This window comes from Pseudomonas sp. CFII64, from assembly GCF_000416235.1.
GTDB lineage: Bacteria > Pseudomonadota > Gammaproteobacteria > Pseudomonadales > Pseudomonadaceae > Aquipseudomonas.
In genome coordinates this window covers 22,348-38,766 of the sequence record NZ_ATLO01000047.1, presented here as the reverse complement: position 1 = coordinate 38,766, position 16,419 = coordinate 22,348, and the positions used below count along the sequence as shown (strand labels likewise).

Annotated in this window: 14 protein-coding genes; 6 read left to right on the top strand and 8 right to left on the bottom strand. The window is 56.6% G+C overall.

Annotation, left to right across the window (positions count from 1 at the left end; all coding sequences use genetic code 11):
* Positions 1 to 56: 56 nt before the first annotated feature.
* Positions 57 to 2,306: a TonB-dependent siderophore receptor gene (locus tag CFII64_RS22295; RefSeq protein WP_020293113.1), complete on the bottom strand. Its 2,250-nt coding sequence runs from the start codon at positions 2,304 to 2,306 to the stop codon at positions 57 to 59.
* 216 nt (positions 2,307 to 2,522) lie between these two features.
* Here CFII64_RS22295 and CFII64_RS22290 point away from each other — a divergent pair, with 216 nt between their 5' ends.
* Both CFII64_RS22290 and CFII64_RS22285 read left to right on the top strand, forming a co-directional pair.
* Positions 2,523 to 3,203, top strand: a complete 681-nt coding sequence (locus CFII64_RS22290; RefSeq protein WP_020293112.1) for a Fe2+-dependent dioxygenase — start codon at positions 2,523 to 2,525, stop codon at positions 3,201 to 3,203.
* A gap of 3 nt (positions 3,204 to 3,206) precedes the next feature.
* Positions 3,207 to 4,004, top strand: a complete 798-nt coding sequence (locus CFII64_RS22285; RefSeq protein WP_020293111.1) for a tetratricopeptide repeat protein — start codon at positions 3,207 to 3,209, stop codon at positions 4,002 to 4,004.
* Here CFII64_RS22285 and CFII64_RS22280 read toward each other — a convergent pair.
* Both CFII64_RS22280 and CFII64_RS22275 read right to left on the bottom strand, forming a co-directional pair.
* Positions 3,968 to 4,621: a hypothetical protein gene (locus tag CFII64_RS22280; RefSeq protein ID WP_156883252.1), complete on the bottom strand. Its 654-nt coding sequence runs from the start codon at positions 4,619 to 4,621 to the stop codon at positions 3,968 to 3,970. The genes CFII64_RS22285 and CFII64_RS22280 overlap by 37 nt on opposite strands.
* Before the next feature lie 56 nt (positions 4,622 to 4,677).
* A complete protein-coding gene (locus CFII64_RS22275) occupies positions 4,678 to 5,841 on the bottom strand; it encodes an alpha-xenorhabdolysin family binary toxin subunit A (protein WP_020293109.1) in 1,164 nt (387 codons plus the stop codon).
* A gap of 317 nt (positions 5,842 to 6,158) precedes the next feature.
* On the opposite strand from CFII64_RS22275, the gene CFII64_RS22270 reads away from it, so the two are divergent.
* Complete coding sequence (locus CFII64_RS22270) at positions 6,159 to 7,367, top strand: alpha-xenorhabdolysin family binary toxin subunit A (protein ID WP_020293108.1); 1,209 nt, start codon at positions 6,159 to 6,161, stop codon at positions 7,365 to 7,367.
* A gap of 51 nt (positions 7,368 to 7,418) precedes the next feature.
* Positions 7,419 to 8,393, top strand: a complete 975-nt coding sequence (locus CFII64_RS22265; protein WP_020293107.1) for an alpha-xenorhabdolysin family binary toxin subunit B — start codon at positions 7,419 to 7,421, stop codon at positions 8,391 to 8,393.
* 68 nt (positions 8,394 to 8,461) lie between these two features.
* On the opposite strand, the gene CFII64_RS22260 is transcribed toward CFII64_RS22265, so the two are convergent.
* On the bottom strand, positions 8,462 to 9,625 hold the full coding sequence (locus CFII64_RS22260; protein ID WP_020293106.1) for a type III PLP-dependent enzyme: 1,164 nt from the start codon (positions 9,623 to 9,625) through the stop codon (positions 8,462 to 8,464).
* Positions 9,626 to 10,467: 842 nt separating this feature from the next.
* Here CFII64_RS22260 and CFII64_RS22255 point away from each other — a divergent pair.
* Positions 10,468 to 10,677 (top strand): DUF6124 family protein, encoded by a 210-nt coding sequence (locus CFII64_RS22255; protein ID WP_020293105.1) that lies wholly within the window; start codon positions 10,468 to 10,470, stop codon positions 10,675 to 10,677.
* A 307-nt stretch (positions 10,678 to 10,984) separates the two neighbouring features.
* Here the strand turns inward: CFII64_RS22255 and CFII64_RS22250 are convergent, their stop codons facing one another.
* From CFII64_RS22250 to CFII64_RS22235, 4 genes are read right to left on the bottom strand one after another with little or no spacing between them, the layout of a single operon-like run.
* Positions 10,985 to 12,151, bottom strand: a complete 1,167-nt coding sequence (locus tag CFII64_RS22250; protein ID WP_020293104.1) for a betaine/proline/choline family ABC transporter ATP-binding protein — start codon at positions 12,149 to 12,151, stop codon at positions 10,985 to 10,987.
* Positions 12,148 to 12,801, bottom strand: a complete 654-nt coding sequence (locus CFII64_RS22245; RefSeq protein ID WP_020293103.1) for an ABC transporter permease — start codon at positions 12,799 to 12,801, stop codon at positions 12,148 to 12,150. Before CFII64_RS22245 ends, CFII64_RS22250 begins: the two co-directional genes overlap by 4 nt.
* A 13-nt stretch (positions 12,802 to 12,814) precedes the next feature.
* On the bottom strand, positions 12,815 to 13,708 hold the full coding sequence (locus CFII64_RS22240; protein ID WP_020293102.1) for a glycine betaine ABC transporter substrate-binding protein: 894 nt from the start codon (positions 13,706 to 13,708) through the stop codon (positions 12,815 to 12,817).
* A gap of 15 nt (positions 13,709 to 13,723) precedes the next feature.
* Positions 13,724 to 14,437 carry an ABC transporter permease gene (locus CFII64_RS22235; RefSeq protein WP_020293101.1) on the bottom strand — a complete coding sequence of 238 codons (714 nt, stop codon included), beginning with the start codon at positions 14,435 to 14,437 and terminating at the stop codon, positions 13,724 to 13,726.
* Positions 14,438 to 14,772: 335 nt separating this feature from the next.
* On the opposite strand from CFII64_RS22235, the gene CFII64_RS22230 reads away from it, so the two are divergent.
* Entirely contained in the window at positions 14,773 to 16,356 is a 1,584-nt protein-coding gene (locus tag CFII64_RS22230; protein ID WP_020293100.1) for a peptide chain release factor 3, read from the top strand.
* The last annotated feature ends 63 nt before the right edge of the window (positions 16,357 to 16,419 follow it).

Below are 16,419 nucleotides of genomic sequence, written 5' to 3'. Positions count from 1 at the left end.
ACAACCAAAAGCCCCGCCAACCACAACGGTCAGCAGGGCCTGGGTAACACTTCAAATCAGAAGTGGAAGTTGGCGCTCATCAGGGCGGTACGGCCAGCGGCCATGTGCGCGTAGTGAGTGGTGAACACCTGATCGTAATAACGCTTGTCAGTCAGGTTTTGCACGTTCAGTTGCAGGTCGACGTTCTTGGTCAGGGCGTAGCTGGCCATCGCGTCGTAACGCCAGTAGGAAGGCACCTCGACCGAGTTGGCTTCGTTGCCAAAACGCGAATCAATAAAGGTCGCGCCGCCGCCGATGGTCAGCTTCGGAATCAGCTCGTAGGTCGACCAGAGGTTGAAGCTGTTACGCGGCGTGCTCGGCATGTGATTGCCTTTGTCCGCTGCCAGCGTGGTCTTGACCAGCTCGCTTTCCATGTAGGTGTAGCCGCCGTAAACCTTCCACTTGCTGGTGATCTTGCCGGTGTAGGTGAACTCGAAGCCGTCGACACGCTGCTCGCCGTCCAGCACCTGGAACGTGGTGTTGTCCGGGTCAGTGATGCGCGCGTTGGTTTTTTCGGTGCGGAACAAGGCAGCGGTCAGCGACAGGTCATCGCCGAAGAAGTCCCACTTGGTGCCCAACTCGTAGTTACGGTTCTTTTCCGGCTCAAGATCGTTGTTGGCCGCAGAAATTTCCAGGCCGCCGTTACCGCTGGTCTCGCCGGACGGGTTGCTGGAAGTCGACCAGGCCGCATAAACGGTGCCGTTAGGCAGCGGCTTGAAGACCAGACCCACTTGATAGTTCCACAGCTGGCTGGTGTTCTCGCGTTTGAAGTTACCGGCAACTGTGCCACGGCCAGCATTGGCGAAGCCGCTGGATTTGATGTCGTAGTCGTCATAACGCAGGCCGAGGTTCAGCGACCATTTCTCGTTGAACTTCAGGGTATCGAACACATAGGCAGCGCTGGTTTTGGTGTCGGTATCGGTGTACGCCAGGCTGTCGGTGATGGTGCCGTTCCACGCGTCTTTCGGCGTCGGGTTATACAGGCTGGTGCAGTCGCCGGAGCGCAGCAGCGCTGGCGAACAAATCGTCGGGATGGCGCCGCCCGCTGCGTTGAGCACGTTGTAATTGCGGTTGTGGGTGTCCTGATACGAGAACTCGACACCGGTTACCAGGCTGTGATTGATGAAGCCGGTGTCGAACTTGGCGCTCAGGTCAGTCTGGTTGACGAAGCCGCTGGAGGTCGAATTGCGGCTTTTGGCCGAACGGGACAGCGTGCCGTTAGCGACGTTGCCACGGCTGTCATCCGGGTTGGTGACGATGTAGTCCAGGGTCGAACGCGACATACGCAAGCTGTTGGACAGGGTCAGGTTGTCGTTCAGATCGTGCTCGATCCGGAACGTGCCGCTGTCGTTCTTGCTCTTGCGATAGTCGCGGTCGGTCAGGCCGTAGAAATTGCTTTCGTTGACGTGGGCCGGCTTGTCGACCCGGTATTTGCTACGACCGGTGGTGGAGGTCAACGGGATGCCGTAGTCCGGCATGTCGTCAGTTTCCAGGTGGTAGTAATCGAGTTTGACGCGGGTGTCAGTGCCCAGGCCGAAGGCGAACGAAGGCGCCACGCCCCAACGGCTGACGTCGACGTTATCGCGACCGGCAACGTTCGCGTCGTGCTTCATCAGGTTCAGACGGAACGCCGACGTATCAGTGATCTGCTGGTTCAAGTCAGCGGTGTAGCGCTGGGTCTGGTCGGAACCAAAGGTGTAGCCGCCGTTATAGGCGTTGCCCAGGTGAGCGCCTTTGGTGATCAGGTTCAGGCTGCCGCCCGTGGAACCGGCACCCGTGAACGCCGAACCCGGGCCTTTGCTGATTTCGACCGATTCAACGTTGAAGATTTCCCGGCTTTGCGCGGCAACGTCACGCATGCCATCGATGAATACGTCGCTTTCGGCGTTGAAGCCGCGAATGATCGGACGGTCAGCGTTCGGGTTGCCGCCCTCGCCCGCGCCAAACGTAATACCCGGCGTGGTGCGCAGCGCGTCAGCCAGGCTGGTGGCAGCGGTGTCGCGAATCACTTGTTGCGGGATCACCGTGACGCTTTTTGGTGTTTCGCGCAGTGGCGCGGTGTACTTCCTGGAGGCCGACTCTTCGGTCTTGTAGCTCGCGTCCTGTTCGCCATTGATGCTGGTTGCTCCCAGCGAAATGGCTTTCTCATCGGTGCTTTCTGCGGCGTGGGCCATATGGCCCGCCGACATTGCAGCGATGGCAACGCCCACTGCCGAAGCGAGTGAACGTGGCTGAACAGCCGTGGATAGTGGTGATTGACGCGACATGTTGATTCCTTCCCCAAGGAGTTGAGGCGGCGGAATATAGGGTAAACAAGTATTTGTAGCAATTGAGATACATTACTATTCGCGAAAAACTTACATTCTTTACATTTGGAATTTACGAAATTTTCATGTTCATTGACGTAGGTCGCCGTTCAGGGTTTTACACAGTCAATAAGAATCACTACCATTCGCTCCCTCTCCTGCACACGGTGTCGCGCCATGCTTCTACACATCCCCGGCTTGTTCGACCGCGACGAAGTGGCGCGCATCCGTCAGGCACTGGAAGCGACGGACTGGGCCGACGGCAAAATCACCGCTGGCTATCAATCGGCCAAGGCCAAGCACAACCTGCAACTGCCCGAAGGACACCCGCTGGCGCTGGAAATCGGCACCGCCATGCTCGAACGCTTGTGGGCCAACCCTTTGTTCATGTCGGCGGCACTGCCCCATAAGGTTTTTCCGCCGCTGCTGAACTGCTACACCGCTGGCGGCAGTTTTGATTTCCATATCGACAACGCCGTGCGCCAGTCCAAAGGCAGCATCGAGCGGGTGCGGACCGACCTTTCCAGCACCGTGTTTTTCAGCGATCCGGATGAGTACGACGGCGGCGAGCTGGAAATCCAGGACACTTACGGCGTCCAGCGCATCAAGCTGCCAGCGGGCGACATGGTGCTGTATCCCGGCACCAGCCTGCATAAAGTCAATGCGGTTACCCGTGGCGCCCGTTATGCCTCGTTCTTCTGGACGCAAAGCCTGGTGCGCGAAGACAGCCAGCGAACACTGCTGTTCGAGATGGATAACGCGATCCAGAAGCTGACCCAGGATGTGCCCGACCATCCGTCGCTGATCCAGTTGACCGGCACCTATCACAACCTGCTGCGCCGCTGGGTCGAGGTCTGACCCATGAGCTGGAATCTGCAACGCAAGGAAGAACTCGACGGCGACCAACTGCGCGCCATGCTCGCCGATCATCCGGCCAAGGCCGCCCAGGCAATCATTGGCGCGGCGGCTGATAACCTCGTTGATGCTCAGGCACTGCTGGGGCAGATCCTGCTGGATGGCAAAGGCATAGAACGCGATCCGAAGCTGGCGCTGGTCTGGTTCGAAATCGCCGCGCGCAATGGTCACCTCATGGCGCGCAACATGCTCGGCCGCTGCTTTGAGCATGGCTGGGGTTGCAGCGCCGATGCCGCCAAGGCCGCCGGCCATTATGAGATGGCCGCCAAGGCGGGTCTGGACTGGAGCCTTTACAACCTGGCCAACCTGCTGGCCACCGGGCGCGGCGTGGTCCGGAACCAGCAACGTGCCTTGCAGTGTTACCACCGCGCTGCGCAGATGGGCCATGCCAAATCCATGAACCTGCTGGGCAGGTATCTGGAGGATGGCCAGTTCTGCCAACAAGACCTGCCCGCCGCCTATGACTGGTACCGGCGCTCAGCCGAGGGCGGCGACTTTCGCGGGCAGTTCAGCCATGCCGCCGTGTTGGCGGATCACGGCAAAACTCATGAAGCGCTGGCCTGGCTGCAACTGGCCCTGGAGAACGGCAACCTGAATTTCCTGCGGGTCAGCCGTTCGATCCTGTTGTCGTCGACCGATCCGCGAATCAGCGCGCTGGCCCTGGATTACCATCGGCGCGCCGCAGAGCTGGGCGATGAAACCGATGTTCAGCTTTTCCAGACGTTGTGCAACTCCCAAAGGTAATCGACCAGCTCGTCTGCATGGCGCAGGAAGTCTTCAGCGCGCTGGATGACGTCCGGGCTGCCTTCCAGCACGTTGTCGAAAAAGTAATTCACCGCAAAAACCAGCTTGCTGACTTCATGCACATAGCCAGCTCTGGATTTGTCCATTCCCAGAACGCCGCGAAACTCGTCCAGGCAATCGCGGATTCGCTGCGCCTGTGCGCCCGTAGCCGTTTCAAGTCGCGCCTGCAGCTCGGCTATCGGCGCAAGGACATCATCAATGGATGATGTTTCAAGGGACAAAAGGCTCGCGTCCAGAGCACGGACGGAGGTCCTGACCGACGCCGCTGCGTCGCACAACAGATTGGATACTTCCTCTTGATATTGCAGGCAAGCGCGGCTTTCCTCGGTCGTTCTCCCGGGCTTGTCCAGCAAGAGAATGGCCTGCTGGTAAGGGGCAATGTCGATATTGCCCAGGACTGTGTCGCCACAGATGATCAGCGTCATGACAGCGGCATCCACGGCGTTGACCTTTTCCAGTAGCGCCTGTAACTGCTGCCTCAGGGACGGCCAGTACATGTCACCGGGAGTGCTGGCGAACCGGGTCATGTCACGGCGATGCTCCTCGAGCTTTTCCATGTTCGGCAACGGACACGCCTCAATTATGTTTGCCGGCAAAATTTCAGTGGCGACTGTCATAGCTCAACCTCCGCCACCGCCTGGTTAAAGGCGGTCAGCAAATCCTGACTGTGTTTCCTGATCTCGGCCCAGCACTGGATCATCGCTTTGAGGCGGGCGACAAAACCCACGAGGTACACGGCGTCATTCATATTGCCCAGGCGTCTGGCGGAGTTGTCGATATACGCCAGGAGCAGTATCCAGAGGCTTTCCAGATTGGAGGCACCCGACGCTGCGGCACTCATGCGCACACCCAGATCCTGAACATCGGTTTGCAGGCTGAACAGCGCGGCAATCACTGCGTGGCTATGACGAATCTGGTTCTGCACCTCGCGTTTGCGCGCCAGCAGCACTTCCAGTTGGGTTTGCGGGGAAGGCTCGGCATCGGGAATGAACAAGCCCTCGGCGAACGACAGCAAGCTCCACTGTCGCTCAAGGAAATCTTCGAAACTGTCGGCTTGCTGCCGGATCTGGCGATTGAGCTCCTCCAGCTCCTGATTCAATTCGATCAGCGCACTGTCCTTGCGATGCCTTCGCATAAGGGTCAGCGTCAAGCCCACCGCCGGCGCGATACGGGTCTTGAGTTCAGTCTTGAACGAAGTTATGTCGGAGCTGACCTGAGTGGTGGTGCGGCTGCACTCGCGAATGACAATGCGCAGATCTTCCACCAGCGCCAGCAGCGTCGGCGTGCGGCTTTTGTCCCGTGCGGTCAATTCCATACGCGGGTAACTGGCCATGTCCAGCGCATCGACATCACCGACCACGCCTATTGCGCTTTTAAAGCCTTCCAGCCCTTCGATAAAAGCAATCAGGGTCTGTCCGCTGCTTTTCAACGCATCGGAAAACACCACAAGGTCCGAGCCGACCGTCTTCATGCCATTTTCGATTCCGGGCCAGCCGTGGGCATGACGCTGGACTGACTGGTGCAGGTCCTGCATTTCCGTGGGTTCAAGTCCGGCGACGCCAGCAACTTCATAACCGAGGAATTTCTTCACTTGCGCAAGTTCATAAGGCAACTCCATTGCCGAAGCCACATAGCGCTTGATTGCCCTGACATCCGTATCGGTCACGATCAGGCCCGGCGTCTGGCCTGCGCCAACATGGCGTCTAGTGCGAGTGTTTATATAATGAGTGCTTATCTCATTCAGCTGTTCGACGGTGAGTTCATCGCCAGGTTGCATTTTTGTTTCCCCTAAAGACAAAGTGTGCGGACCGGCCTCACAATGGTGGTTACCGTACGCGCAAATAATGATATTTCCAGACATGAGCAGCCTACTCACTCATCAGGAATACCAAGCGATAACTATTTACCTACCCGCCGGTAAAATTCAAAAACAGCACCACGCTATACACCGACAATTGAGTAACTTTCCTACAAGAAGCGTCATTACCCACAACTGCCTCAAATCGTGACGACGTGCTAATTTTTCTGAAACTCAAACAACCGGCTTACTTCAGACCTCAACAGCCTGAACGCCTGATGGAAGGAAAATACAGCATGCAGACATTAAAAAAATATGATGACAAAGCACGGTCACTGGATGAAGGTCTTGACCACCCCATCGATAACGCACTTGAAATCCCTCTCGACAAAGCTATTGGCAGCTACATTGAAGCCTCGTCGGGGCAAAAAGAGGGGATCGCTCGTTCACGAGGATTTTTCATCGCACAGCAGGATCTGGGGAAAATAAAAGCGTTTACTGAATATGCGTCCAGACTGCCAGTCGATCTGACCCAGGTTCAAAACTATCTGGGCTACGAGCACAGCTATATACCGGCACTGGAACCCAATGCTATTCAGGCACTGCATAAAAGAGCCAAGGGTTCGGCCGACTTTTGGGAAGACATTGAAATCCGGATGAAAAAAGTCGCGAGCGAGCTGATCGTATTTTCGTCTGAACTGAACATTACCGGCCAATCGATTATCAACTTCATTAGAAACCTGAGCGGTTATGATGACTACAAAACGCTGATCACCAGCAAAAAAACCGAGCAACTGCCGGACCTCAAACTCAATGCTAAAGATGCACCGAAAGTCGGTGGCCTGCTCGCACTCTCAAGCGAGCTACTGGAAACGGTTCAGGGCTATAAGCGTAACGCCACCGACGTCAAACACAGGGTCGAATATTTCCAGCTGGACCTTTCCGAAGTCAAGGATACGGTCAGCCAAGCCTTGCAAGCCGCAGTTAGACATGACCTCGACAAAACTTTCACAGAGAAGGTCGAAGAACTTCAGCGCCTCAATACCAGAATCGAAGAACTTGGCCGGACGTACGAAACCTACGCTCGATATGGCTGGGTGGGGGCATGGTGGGGGCCGGTAGGCCTGACGGTAACCAAAAGCATCTATGGTCCGAAAGCCTCGGCCGTCCGTGACGAACAGAACTCCGCTATCCATCAGAAGACCCTGTTGGAAGGTGAAGTCAATCGTATCAACAAGGTCATCGGCGCGCTCGCCGGTCTGCAGACGACCCTGCAGCACTTTGAAATGCTGACCATGGACGCGCTCAGCGGTGCAAAAAACATTGAAGATATCTGGTTGCTCATCAACAGTTACATTGAAGCCTCCATGAACCAAATGAACAAAAACTCCACTGCAACAACCTTATTGATATTCGAAAACCGGCTGGCCAACATGATCGCCCAGTGGATAAAGATAAGCGAAGAGGCCCGCAAAATAATCACCTCACCGACTGACGACCAATAAACTCAACAGTACTCCCCATCAACTGCTCCGGCGACAAGGGATATACCTATCATGACCCTACATTACATTGATCCTACGTTCGTGCCGACCATGCCGAACACCGACATTATTAAAGCCAGCAAGGCCAGTCTCGAAAAGTCCTATGTGAAATTAAGCGTTCTTGAAACACCTGTTTTACAGGCGCAGGTCACGACCATCAAGTCCCAGCAAGTGGCCATTGACACTTTGCTGAGGGCGCTGCTGGTAACGGTTCCCGTTGACTTGCATCTGGACGACATTCAAATGCTCCGCGAGCAAGCCAACTCCAAACAAGGCGCGGCCAGACTCTATGCCGCAGAAATGGCCGACATTATCTCAACCAGCGTGGCAAGCATCCGCTTAAAGTCGATCGAACTCGACGAAAAACTGACCGCGCTGAAAGTTTCTACTTTGAGTGAGGTCAACGATTACATTGAAGCCAACGAAAAACAGATAGAGATACAACAATCCGCCTCCCAGACGCTAGAGCAAGCCGTTGCTGAAATAACCGCAGAAATAGAGATATTAAGCACCGCAATGCGGATAACCGAAGATAAAACACTTTGGGACGAATTTATCCCACTGGTGAAAAGCCTTGCTGTTCTGGACCCGAAAAATCCCCATGTGTCGGCGATAAGAGCAGCAGTGAAAGGCGCTTCCAATATCCTGCGTATTGCCAGCGAGTCCATCACTTATGGCAAGCTTGTCGAGGCCAGAAAGCGCCTGCAGGTCCGCCTGGATGATCAGTTTGCGAAGATCAAGGTGTACAAGGATCAGATCAGCACCCTGACCCGCCAAAACGAAGATTACATGCACTTTCAGGAAATCAGCCAACCCAAGAGCAGTTATGAGGATGAGGTTGATAAAATTGCGCAGACGCTGGATTCATTCGTGAGCATTCACAGCCAGGTAGATCAGGGCAATGCCCTCGAGCATGCCCGGTCATTTCTGTTGCACGGTGCGGCACTGTCGCGATATCTGAAAGAAATAAAGGACGCATCAAGATAAGCCCGACGAAAAATACCCGGGCATGAAAAACCCGCGATCACTCGCGGGTTTTTAATCAGCCGTAACGCTTAAACGTAAAACGATTTCAGCGGCGGGAAGCCGTTGAATTCGACTGCGCTGTAGCTGGTGGTGTAGGCGCCGGTGGACAGCCAGTACAGGCGGTCACCGATGGCCAGGTTCAGTGGCAGGCCGTACTTGTAGTTCTCGTACATGATGTCGGCGCTGTCGCAGGTTGGACCGGCGATAACCACTTCTTCCATTTCGCCTTTTTTCTCGGTCCAGATCGGAAACTTGATGGCTTCATCCATGGTTTCGATCAGGCCGGAGAATTTGCCCACATCCGTGTACACCCAACGCTCGACAGCGGTGCGGGATTTACGCGACACCAGCACCACTTCACTGACCAGAATACCGGCGTTGGCGATCAACGAACGGCCCGGTTCCAGAATGATTTCCGGCAAATCATCGCCGAAGTCTTCTTTCAGATAGCGAATGATTTCTTCAGCGTAGGTTTCCAGGCTGTTGGTGCGGGTGATGTAGTTGGCCGGGAAGCCGCCGCCCATGTTGATCAGCTTGAGGACGATGCCGTCTTCTTCCTTCAGGCGCTCGAAGATCACTTTGACCTTGGCAATCGCCGCGTCCCAGACGCTGATGTCGCGCTGCTGCGAACCCACGTGGAACGAGAGGCCGTAAGGCACCAGACCCAGGTCACGGGCGAGGATCAGCAGGTCCATGGCCATGTCGGTCTGGCAACCGAATTTGCGCGACAAAGGCCAGTCCGCCGTGGTCGAACCTTCGGTCAGGATCCGCACGTAGACTTTCGAGCCCGGTGCGGCCTTGGCGATGTTGCGCAGGTCGGCTTCGGAGTCGGTGGAAAACAGACGCACGCCCTTCTCGTAGAAGTAGCGAATGTCCTTGGATTTCTTGATGGTGTTGCCGTAGCTGATGCGGTCGGCGCTGACGCCACGGTCCATGACCTTGTCCAGCTCGTAGATCGAGGCGATGTCGAAGCTCGAGCCTTTTTCCTTGAGCAGATCAATGATCTCGACAGCCGGGTTGGCTTTGACGGCGTAGTAAATGCTGGCGAATTCGAAGCCTGCGCGCAGGTCGTCGTAGGCCTTGCTGATCATCGCGGTATCGATGACGACGAATGGGGTTTCTTGTGTGTCGGCAAACGCCTTCATTTTGTTGAAGGTGTCGCGCTGGAAATAGTCTTCGACCTGGATCGGCATGCGGAAACTCCTACTGGCAAACTGCATTAATCAATGGGTGCGAGGCGTGTCTCCACGCGCTCAACGAACGCCCTCCGTATCCCCACTTTGGTTCGCCTACTTCCCAAGGCTGTTCGCCGAAAGCAAAAAGACCATATGGATGCGGTTAGCGCATTCCCTATGGCCTTGCTGTCTCGTCGTCAGTACTTGAGCCGGATGGATCGTTTCCAGCATGGACGTTCGGCGCGAACTTTAGGACCTGAGGCGCTTGAGATCAACAAAAAATGTCGCATTTCTGCCCGTTTTTGCCTGTTCGGCAGCGGATCACGTTCCCACACCCGTAGTAACGGACCTGTGTGACAGGATGATGTTCATTCTGCAGGTGATTTAGCGACGAACTGGCAGTTATCGCCCACAGAACTGTAGGACGGCTTCAGCCGGGAGGAGGCCGGTACATTCGCAGCAGTCGCGTCGTCAGACATTGCGCCCTCCCGGTTGAAGCCGGTCCTACGGACGCCAACTTTCACAAAAATGTCACGATTTCGAAAGACCACTCTGTATCTCTTGTGTGAAATTTCCTAGACTCTCCCGCCCCGCTTGCGCCTGCCCATTCCTGCAACTAGCCTGCGCCCTGCCATTGAAAACTCAGTGGACGGGTGTGAGAACCCGGTTGTTCAGTAGGCGCATGGTCCGAACAGTTCATCATCGATATTCGGGTATCGGTGAATGCGTTATGGCAGCTGTGTGCAGGCAGACTTCGGTCTGGCCGGGTCCCTTCTGCCGGTCTCTCACCCTGCTCATAGCCGCCACCTTTTTCGTGTGAGAACGACAAAGGCGGCTTCCGGACTTGTAGGATCAACACAATGACTAAAGTTACTCCCGGCTCGCCCCACAACTTCGAAGAAAACCTGGTGCGCGTATCAGAACTGCTGCGTTGCGCGGCAGCCACCGCTTACGAAACCTGCGACCAACTGACCGGCCAGAAACGCGATCTGGTGTGTTCGGTCATGCATCTGGTCGAAATGGCGCAGGGGCTGGTTGAGCGATCGTTGACGAGCGTCGAAGTGCGATAGATCGCTCCTGATTACACCGGAATCCGTAGGACCGGCTTCAGCCGGGAGGAGGCCGGTACATTCGCAGCAGTTGCGTCGTCAGACCTTGTGCCCTCCCGGCTAAAGCCGGTCCTACGCAGATTGTGTGAAAACCACGGCGCGCGGTATCTATAGATTTACCTGTCGGAAAAACCCGACCTCTTCGGGGACAAGTCCCCTCCTACCGGGTTTGCACAAATCAAGACCGACTTGCACGAATCAGGCAGGACCGGACTTGTCCGGGAAGGCGTCAGCACCGATACCGGGTTGCGTTGGCTCGCTGCGCCTCTTAACCCTGCGCTTCAGCCGCAACGTCAGCAGGCGAGGTAATACTCGTTTTGCCACCCCGCGAACGGCCTGAACTCAGGTATTCGGCGATGGATTCCTGGGTGACTTCGCCGAGGAATACGTTTTCGGCATCCAGCACCGGCAGCCATGAGCGGTTGAACTCGTACATGCGCGACAGCAGGATGCGCAAGTGTTCGTCGTAGGCGGCGGTGGCGTTGAATGCCTGGAGGAATTGCAGGCAGTTGCCGGTCTGGCGATGCAGGTCGCGGCGACGTACGTAGCCCATGGCCTTGTTTTCGCCATCGGTGACGACGATGTAACGACGGTCGTTTTCGTCCATGACTTCCAGCGCATCGGCGACCGGGGTTTCCGGGCTGACCGAAGGCGCGTTGTCGGCGGCGTCTTCGGCCTTGACCAGCAACAGGCGCTTGAGGGTGCTGTCCTGGCCGACGAAGCTCGATACGAACTCGTCTGCCGGATGCGCCAGCAAGGTGTCCGGGTGATCGATCTGGATCAGTTTGCCCGCACGGAAGATGGCAATCTTGTCGCCCAGCTTGATGGCTTCGTCGATGTCGTGGCTGACCATGATCACGGTCTTGTTCAGCGCGCGCTGCATCTCGAAGAATTCGTTCTGGATCATTTCGCGGTTGATCGGGTCGACCGCGCCGAACGGTTCGTCCATCAGCAGCAGTGGCGCGTCAGCGGCCAAGGCGCGGATCACGCCGATGCGCTGTTGCTGGCCACCGGACAATTCACGCGGGTAGCGATTCAGGTACTGCTTGGGCTCCAGCTTGATCATGCTCATCAGTTCGCGAGCGCGGTCGTGGCACTTCTGTTTGTCCCAGCCCAGCAGGCGCGGAACAATCGTGATGTTTTCTTCAATGGTCATGTTCGGGAACAGACCAATCTGCTGAATCACATAGCCGATGTTGCGACGCAGGGTCACTTCGTCCAGGCCGGTGGTGTCTTCGCCATTGATCAACACCTTGCCGGAGGTCGGCATGATCAGGCGGTTGATCATTTTCAGGGTGGTGGACTTGCCGCAACCCGAAGGCCCGAGAAAGACGCAGATCTCACCTTCATTGACGGTCAGGCTTACCGAGTCGACGGCTTTGACTTCTTTGCCGTTGCTTTGAAAAATCTTGGTCAGGTTTTGAAGTTCGATCATTTGAGCAATCCTTTTGGAGTCAGCGTGCGTTGCAGCCATTGCAGAAGCAGGTCGGCGAAGATGGCCAGAAGACTGACCAGCACGGCGCCGACGATCAGCATCGACATATCGCTGCGGCTGATTGAAGCAAGAATAAGTACACCCAGACCGCCCGCGCCGATGGTGGCGGCGATGGTCATGACGCCGATGTTCATCACCACGGCAGTGCGCACGCCAGCGAGAATCACCGGCACGGCAATCGGCAGTTCAACCATGCGCAGGCGCTGGCCGAACGTCATGCCGATGCCTTTGGCGGCTTCGCGAATACCCGGTTCGACGCCGGTCAGCGCCAGATAGGTGTTACGCATGATCGGCAGCAACGAGTACAGGAATACCGCGGTAATCGCCGGCATCGGGCCCAGGCCCTGGCCGAACTTCGAATAGAACGGCAGCAGCAGCCCGAACAGGGCAATCGACGGCACGGTCAGCAATACCGTGGCGCTGGCTTGCAGCGGCCCGGCGAGTGACGGGAAGCGCGTCATCAATACGCCCAACGGCACGCCGACGACGATGGCCAGGGTTACGGCGATCCCGACCAGCGTGATGTGCTGCCAGGTCAGTTGCAGGATCAGCGGCCAATCCAGATGGGAGAAGGTACTTAAGAAATTCATGTCTTCTCCTTGATCAGTTCAATGGGTGCTGGCGCAGGAAATCTGCGGCAACAACAGAAGGGCTTTCGTGACCGACGTCAATGCGGGCATTGAGGTCAATCATGGTCTGGTTATCCAGCAAATCCGCCAGCGGCTTGAGCAGCGTGGCGATTTCCGGGTGGGCATCCAGATATTCCTGACGAATCACCGGCGCAGCGGTGTAGTCCGGGAAGTAATGCTTGTCGTCCTGCAAGACTTTGAGCTTGAAAGCGTTCAGGCGACCGTCAGTGGTATAGACCAGACCGGCAAAAACTTGCCCGTTGCGCAGCGCGGTGTAGACCAGGCCAGCGTCCATCTGCCGGGTATTCTCACGACCGAGATTCATGTCGTAATGCTTGACCATGCCAATCAAGCCATCGGATCGGTTGGCGAACTCGGTGTCCAGCGCTACGACATGATTCTCTTTGGCTTCGTCCTTGAGCACTTTCGTCAGGTCGCTCACGTTGTTGACCTGCGGGTACTGGTCAGCAATTTTCTGCGGCAGGGCCAGCGCGTAGGTGTTGTTGAATTTCGACGGCGAAAGCCAGACCAGGCCTTTTTTCGCGTCGAGTTCTTTCACCCGTGCGTAGGTTTGTTCGCTGTCGAGCTTTTCATCGACATGGTTGTAGGCCACCAGAGAAACACCGGTGTATTCCCACAGCATGTCCAGCTGACCGCTTTCCTGTGCGCTGCGCGCCAGGTTACTGCCCAGGCCGCCGGTGATTTGCACGTCGTAGTTCTTGGTGCGCAGGTATTGCGCGGTCAATTCAGCGAGCATGGTCTGCTCGGTAAATACCCGGGCACCAATGCGCAGCAGCGGTTTGTCCGCTGCCTGGGCAAATGCCGGGAACAGCAAGGCAAAGCCTAGAAACAAGCATAATTTTTTCATTGAAATTCCTTTCACTCAGCGAGTCAGGCCGCGTTCGAGCCAGATACGACTGGCGAATGTCACCAGGCCATCGAGCAGCAGCGCGAGCAACGCGGTACAGGCCGCGCCCAGCAGCAATTGCGGCTGATTGTTCAAGGCAATGCCGGGAAAAATCAGGCTGCCGAGGCTGTTGGCGCCAATCAGGAAGGCCAATGGCGCAGTCCCGACGTTGATTGCCAGCGCCACACGCACACCACCGATGATGATCGGCACCGCATTGGGCAACTCGACACGCCACAGCACCTGGCCAGGCGTCATGCCGATACCGACGGCGGCTTCCTTGAGTGAACCCTGAACGTTTTTCAGGCCTTCGTACGTGTTGCGCACGATGGGCAACAACGAGGCCAGGAACAGCGCGAAGATGGCAGGTCCGCTGCCAATCCCGAGGATACCCAGGGCAATGGCCAGAACCGCGAGAGGAGGAATGGTGTTACCAATGTTGAAGATCTGCATGAAGCGTTCGGCGCGGCCAACCATGCTGGGTCGACTGAGGGCAATGCCCGCCGGGATCCCGACCACAAGGGCCGCCAACATTGAAACCAGAACCAGAATCAGGTGAGCTTGCAGATAAAACAGCAGGTCATCCTGGTATTGCTTGATGGTACTTATGCCGATCCAGTGGATCAGCAGGGCCAGGAGTGCGATAACAACCGCACCTCCAATCAGCCCCTTGCCATAGCGATTAGCCACAGGCGGACTCCTTATTTCAGTCGGCGAACGCGTTGCCGTTGATCGACCATTGCGGGTGACCAAGGAATAACGTTCGCGAAGAGCAGCGGGTGGGTCGCCGTTGAGGGTGAACCTCGGCGAAAACACAAGCCATTAGCGCAGCTTCGTCAAGCTAACTCGTTGATTTAGCAGACCCTGACGATGGCTGTATCAGGGGAGTGGACGTCTCCACGGTCTGAAAGGTTCCCACACAAGATAGTAATTGGCCACCGCGCATGTGCTGAACGGTTCGGTTATTGCATCGAGATAGGCTATAATCTGCGCCCTTTTTTGACTCACCTGCCAGGCGATTTCCCATGACCCACCAGGCCGCCGAAGTCGCGAAACGCCGCACTTTCGCCATCATTTCCCACCCGGATGCGGGCAAGACCACCATCACCGAGAAGCTGCTGCTGATGGGCAAGGCCATTTCCATCGCCGGCACGGTGAAGTCTCGCAAGTCCGACCGCCATGCGACATCCGACTGGATGGAGATGGAGAAACAACGGGGTATTTCCATTACCACCTCGGTCATGCAGTTCCCGTATCGCGATCACATGATCAACCTGCTCGACACCCCGGGCCACGAAGACTTCTCCGAAGACACCTATCGCACCCTGACGGCCGTCGACTCAGCCCTGATGGTGCTCGATGGCGGTAAAGGCGTCGAGCCACGGACCATCGCGCTGATGGACGTTTGCCGCCTGCGCGACACGCCCATCGTCAGCTTCATCAACAAGCTGGACCGCGACATTCGCGACCCCATCGAGTTGCTGGACGAGATCGAAGCCGTCCTGAAGATCAAGGCCGCGCCGATCACCTGGCCGATTGGTTGCTACCGCGACTTCAAGGGTGTCTATCACTTGGCCGACGACTACATCATTGTCTACACCGCCGGTCACGGCCATGAACGCACCGACGTCAAGATCATCGAGAAGCTCGATTCGGACGAAGCCCGTGCGCATCTGGGCGACGAGTACGATCGTTTCGTCGATCAGCTGGAACTGGTTCAGGGCGCTTGCCATGAATTCAACCAGGAAGAGTTCATCAATGGTCAGCTGACCCCGGTGTTCTTCGGTACAGCGCTGGGTAACTTCGGTGTCGATCACGTACTGGACGCCGTGGTGAACTGGGCGCCAATGCCGTTGGCGCGGGTTGCCAACGAACGCACCGTGGAACCGGTCGAAGAAAAATTCACCGGCTTCGTGTTCAAGATCCAGGCGAACATGGACCCGAAACACCGCGACCGGATCGCGTTCATGCGTATCTGTTCGGGCCGCTATGACAAGGGCATGAAGATGCGCCATGTGCGTCTGGGCAAGGAAGTGCGAATCGGCGATGCGCTGACGTTCTTCTCGTCCGAGCGCGAAATGCTTGAGGAGGCCTACGCCGGCGACATTATCGGCCTGCACAACCACGGCACGATCCAGATTGGCGATACGTTTACCGAAGGTGAAAACCTAGGCTTTACGGGTATCCCGCACTTCGCCCCGGAACTGTTCCGCCGCGTACGCCTGAAAGATCCGCTCAAGTCCAAGCAATTGCGTCAGGGCTTGCAGCAACTGGCCGAAGAAGGCGCCACGCAGGTGTTCTTCCCGCTGCGCAGCAACGACATCATCCTCGGCGCCGTGGGTGTGCTGCAGTTCGATGTGGTCGCCAGCCGCTTGAAAGAAGAATACAAAGTTGAATGCGCCTACGAGCCGATCACGGTGTGGTCAGCGCGCTGGATCGACTGCGCGGATAAAAAGAAGCTCGAAGAGTTTGAAATCAAGGCCGTGGAGAACCTCGCGGTGGACGGCGGCGGTCACCTGACCTACCTGGCGCCAACCCGGGTCAACCTGGCTTTGATGGAAGAACGCTGGGCAGACGTGAAATTCCGCGCGACGCGTGAGCATCATTAAGCAATAACCGTTACGTTACCGTAGGACCGGCTTTAGCCGGGAGGTGGTTGTTACATTCGCTGC

What these genes read in the sequence shown, in the direction of transcription:
- CFII64_RS22295 (WP_020293113.1), bottom strand. Translation starts at nt 2,306, where the DNA reads ATGTCGCGTCAATCACCACTATCCACGGCTGTTCAGCCACGTTCACTC.
- CFII64_RS22290 (WP_020293112.1), top strand. Translation starts at nt 2,523, where the DNA reads ATGCTTCTACACATCCCCGGCTTGTTCGACCGCGACGAAGTGGCGCGC.
- CFII64_RS22285 (WP_020293111.1), top strand. Translation starts at nt 3,207, where the DNA reads ATGAGCTGGAATCTGCAACGCAAGGAAGAACTCGACGGCGACCAACTG.
- CFII64_RS22280 (WP_156883252.1), bottom strand. Translation starts at nt 4,621, where the DNA reads ATGGAAAAGCTCGAGGAGCATCGCCGTGACATGACCCGGTTCGCCAGC.
- CFII64_RS22275 (WP_020293109.1), bottom strand. Translation starts at nt 5,841, where the DNA reads ATGCAACCTGGCGATGAACTCACCGTCGAACAGCTGAATGAGATAAGC.
- CFII64_RS22270 (WP_020293108.1), top strand. Translation starts at nt 6,159, where the DNA reads ATGCAGACATTAAAAAAATATGATGACAAAGCACGGTCACTGGATGAA.
- CFII64_RS22265 (WP_020293107.1), top strand. Translation starts at nt 7,419, where the DNA reads ATGACCCTACATTACATTGATCCTACGTTCGTGCCGACCATGCCGAAC.
- CFII64_RS22260 (WP_020293106.1), bottom strand. Translation starts at nt 9,625, where the DNA reads ATGCCGATCCAGGTCGAAGACTATTTCCAGCGCGACACCTTCAACAAA.
- CFII64_RS22255 (WP_020293105.1), top strand. Translation starts at nt 10,468, where the DNA reads ATGACTAAAGTTACTCCCGGCTCGCCCCACAACTTCGAAGAAAACCTG.
- CFII64_RS22250 (WP_020293104.1), bottom strand. Translation starts at nt 12,151, where the DNA reads ATGATCGAACTTCAAAACCTGACCAAGATTTTTCAAAGCAACGGCAAA.
- CFII64_RS22245 (WP_020293103.1), bottom strand. Translation starts at nt 12,801, where the DNA reads ATGAATTTCTTAAGTACCTTCTCCCATCTGGATTGGCCGCTGATCCTG.
- CFII64_RS22240 (WP_020293102.1), bottom strand. Translation starts at nt 13,708, where the DNA reads ATGAAAAAATTATGCTTGTTTCTAGGCTTTGCCTTGCTGTTCCCGGCA.
- CFII64_RS22230 (WP_020293100.1), top strand. Translation starts at nt 14,773, where the DNA reads ATGACCCACCAGGCCGCCGAAGTCGCGAAACGCCGCACTTTCGCCATC.